2 protein-coding genes are annotated in these 3829 nt (G+C 49.8%); one reads left to right on the top strand and one right to left on the bottom strand.

Annotated elements, in window-relative coordinates; genetic code table 11:
* Positions 1-450: 450 nt before the first annotated feature.
* Positions 451-1914, top strand: a complete 1464-nt coding sequence (locus VM802_RS26495; RefSeq protein WP_325536414.1) for a S8 family serine peptidase — start codon at positions 451-453, stop codon at positions 1912-1914.
* Between the two features lie 60 nt (positions 1915-1974).
* On the opposite strand, the gene VM802_RS26490 is transcribed toward VM802_RS26495, so the two are convergent.
* A partial coding sequence (locus VM802_RS26490; RefSeq protein WP_325536412.1) for a glycoside hydrolase family 2 TIM barrel-domain containing protein occupies positions 1975-3829 on the bottom strand: 1855 nt, incomplete at its 5' end.

Raw genomic sequence — 3829 nt, 5'->3', positions numbered from 1 at the left:
GGCGGAATCTCCGATAAGATCTGTGATAAAATCGGCTGTCCGGTAAATTTTTTATCTTTATCCAAGTTTTTACGTTTAAGGTGTGGTAACCCAAACATAGAAACTATTGGGGGGCTTGCCCCCTTTTTTTATGCTTTATTCTTTTATTTTAGTCGGACAATACTGATTTACAATCAAATAATTCGTATATTCATTTACCCAAACGCATGGCTTAGTCTGTTTCAGCGAACCATTGATCAACCAATTATTCAAAGGCTATATCTGTACGAAGTACCAATTGTTCAAACCCATCTTCCCTGCTATTAAACATTTTTATTGAAACCTGGTATATAGGAAATACCTGTGCCCGTTTTGCGCCTGGTATTTATTGCCTTTACAGTGAGCAACACCAATTCGAAAACCCACATGTACACTTATCTATCCATCAATAAAACCAAAAACAACCAAAAAATGAGAAATCGTCTATTGTTAGCCATTACGCTCTGTACAATCATCGCAGGATGTACCAAGAGCGTGCAGGATGTACCTGCCGGCAATCCTGATCAGGAAAAACAGGTTGCTGCCACCAACGGCCTCAAAGGCCAGAACCATATCGACCCGGGCGTTGACCGCTACCGGCTGCTCGTAAAATTCAAAGCGGCATCTATCCTGGACATTGAAAAGAACAAACCCGTATTTGAGGGCAACAGCGCCGCCAGGGCAGCTGCCGCCACACTGGGCCGCACACCAGGAGGCATTAACACCTTTACGTACGACCAGGTGTTTCCTTTTGAGCCACAGGAAAAAGCAGCAATGAAACAGGGCCGCCAGGCTGCGCCACCCCAGGGCACTTTCAACCGCTATGCATTCAGAGGCTTGTTATATGTGAAAGAAGCCGCCAACATGCAGCCCTCCGAAGTACTGAAACTCGCGGAAGATTTTGAGAAACTGGATATGGTGGAATACGCGGCGCTGGAAGCCGTAACCCCGCCCCCCCCGCCCGTTTCACCCGATTTCGGCTGGAAACAGTATTATAAATATGATACTGATTCCTCTAATCCCAATGTGCGCGGCATCAACGCCGTGTATGCATGGTCTATCGGCGTTACCGGTGCAGGCATCCGGATTGCCGACATCGAATGGGGCTACAACAAAAATCATGAAGACCTCGCTCCTACCAGGTGCAGGGAAATATTACCACCACCCGATGATCAGTTCAAAGATCATGGTACTGCAGTAGCTGGTATCCTGATGGGCGCCAAAAACAATTTCGGCGTAACAGGTATGGTGTATGGCGCCGACAGCTGCTTTATTATATCCGAACGTGTCAGGGGAAGAGCCGGCGGCATTGCAGAAGGCTTGCTCCACCTCCGCCGTGGCGACGTATTCCTGTATGAAATGCAGACCGGCGGTCAGGGCGGACAATATGTTCCGGCGGATTACAACCAGGCTGTATGGGACATCACCAAAGCGGTCACCGATTCTGGTATTGTGGTAGTAGCAGCAGCAGGCAACGGCAACCAGAACCTGGATGATGCCTTCTATGCCAGCTACAGGGCCCGCGGTGATAACGGCGCTATCATCGTTGGCGCAGGCACTAAAATAGGACGCAACAAAGCCAGCTTCTCCACCTACGGCAGCACTGTGCATCTGCAAGGCTGGGGCGACTGGACCGTAGCCAGCTCCGGTTACGGCGACCTGTATAACGGCGGCGTGAACGCCACCTATACTAACCAGTTCTCCGGCACATCTTCCGCAACACCGATTGTTGCATCTGCCGTTATTGCCGTACAATCCTGGCACAAGGCCAACAGAGGCAGTGTGCTCGCTCCCAGGGCCATCAGGAAAGTGCTGATCAACAGCGGCACTGCACAGGGTACCGGCGGACACATAGGGCCATTACCCAATATCAAAGCTGCAATAGCATCACTGTAAGCCTATAAAAAGATAAACCTCCGCTGTCGAAGCGGAGGTTTATCTTTTTATAGGCTTACACTATCTGATTTTTATACGCACAGCTGTTTCGGACAGGCCCCGCGATGAAACGCTCACCTTCATATTTCCTGTCGCCCCTTTCCGTGCCCGCACAATCACCTGCGCAAAGCCATTATATGCCGGCCGTGAAAGACTTTTGAATGATACCAGGGAGGCGGCATCACCGTTGTCTGTTGCCACAATTTCACCCGGACCATCCAGCTTAAACTGTAAGTCAGAATGAGCCTGCGGTACCACAGTACCCTGCTGATCTGCTATCTGTACCGTGATATAACAAAGGTCCACGCCATCTCCGGCAACAGTTGTTGTTTCCGGTTTCAGCAACAGCTGCTTCGCCGCTCCCGCTGTTCTTATAATATCCGTCGCCCAGTATTTCCCCTGTTTATATGCTACCACTTTAAGCTCGCCGGGCACGTATTTAACGCTGTCCCACACCAGGCGGAAATCTGTGCCAGGTCTCTTTTCTTTTACGCCAAGACTCTTACCGTTGAGGAACAGTTCTGCCTTATCACCGGAAGTATAAACATGTACCGGTATAATATCTCCTGCTTTATCCTCCCAGTTCCAATGTGGTAACAGGTGCGCCATGGGGAAGTCGGGCCGCCAGTTGGCCTGGTAGTTATAGAACCTGTCTTTCGGGAAGCCGCAGAGGTCTATGATTCCGAAATAGCTGCTGCGCGAAGGCGGATTCTTCCTTTTAAGTTCTTCCAGCGCTGCCTGCAGTTGTTGTCGCTTTGTTGTATCTGTTCTGAAGTTGAGCAGGTTGGTTTCATCAGAATTATAGGGCGTAGGTTCACCAAGGTAATCGAAGCCTGTCCATACAAACTCTCCCAGCAGATGCGGATATTTTCTGAGGATACGGAATTGCTCATCAGGTGAACATCCCCAGCCCGGCCATGCGTTATCATAAGACGATACCTGCCAGTTACGGTATAGCGTATCGAGGAAATATTCGCCACGGGAGCTTACGCAGGAGGATGTTTCACTACCCATTGTGGGCATGTTCTTATACCGGCTGTCGTTATCCCATTTTGACTGTTCTGAAAAGAAATAGTTGACGCCCATAATATCCAGGGCCATAGCAGCCCCGCTGCTTCTGCCGCCATTGGGGTCATTGTATGCATTGGTAACGGGCCGTGTCGGGTCAGTGCGGTGCGCGATGTCTGCCAGTTCTTTTGTTACAGCAACATTTCTCTGGTCCATTACTTCATTGCCTACAGACCACATGATGACAGAGGGATGGTTGCGGTCCCTGCGGATCAATGCTGTGAGGTCTTTCTCATGCCATTCAGCAAATAACCGGTTGTAATCATTCTTACGTTTTCCATGTACCCAGGCGTCAAAGGCTTCATCGCATACCAGGAATCCCATACGGTCTGCCAGCTCCAGCAACTCAGGAGCAGGCGGATTATGCGAAGTGCGGATAGCGTTACATCCCATGCTCTTCAGAATGGTGAGCTGACGTTGCAGTGCGGTAGTATTGATAGCTGCACCTATAGCACCCAGGTCATGATGCATGCATACGCCCTTGATTTCCACCCGTTGGCCATTCAGCAGAAAACCATTGCGGGCAGTAACTTGTATGGTCCGGATACCGAAAACGGTATTGTATACATCCACCGTTTTACCTTCTTCTGATATAACAGTCTGTGCGATGTATAACGCCGGATGTTCAGGCGACCAGCGTGCCGGGTTCTTTATATTCACCTTCAGATCTGCCGCAGCAGCGCTATCAGGATCAATACTCACTGTCGCTCCTTCCAGCGATGCAATCTTCTTCCCTATCTTTCTTCCATCGGCAGATTCATAAATACTCGTCTGCGCTACTGCCTTAACCTTCGCCTTGCCATCATTC

Source organism: Chitinophaga sp., from assembly GCF_035538455.1.
Lineage (GTDB): Bacteria > Bacteroidota > Bacteroidia > Chitinophagales > Chitinophagaceae > Chitinophaga.
The sequence above is the reverse complement of the archived record's forward strand: the minus strand, read 5'-3'. Positions and strand labels throughout refer to the sequence as shown.

Coding starts and splice junctions, on each gene's coding strand:
- VM802_RS26495 (WP_325536414.1), top strand. CDS start 451: ATGAGAAATCGTCTATTGTTAGCCATTACGCTCTGTACAATCATCGCA.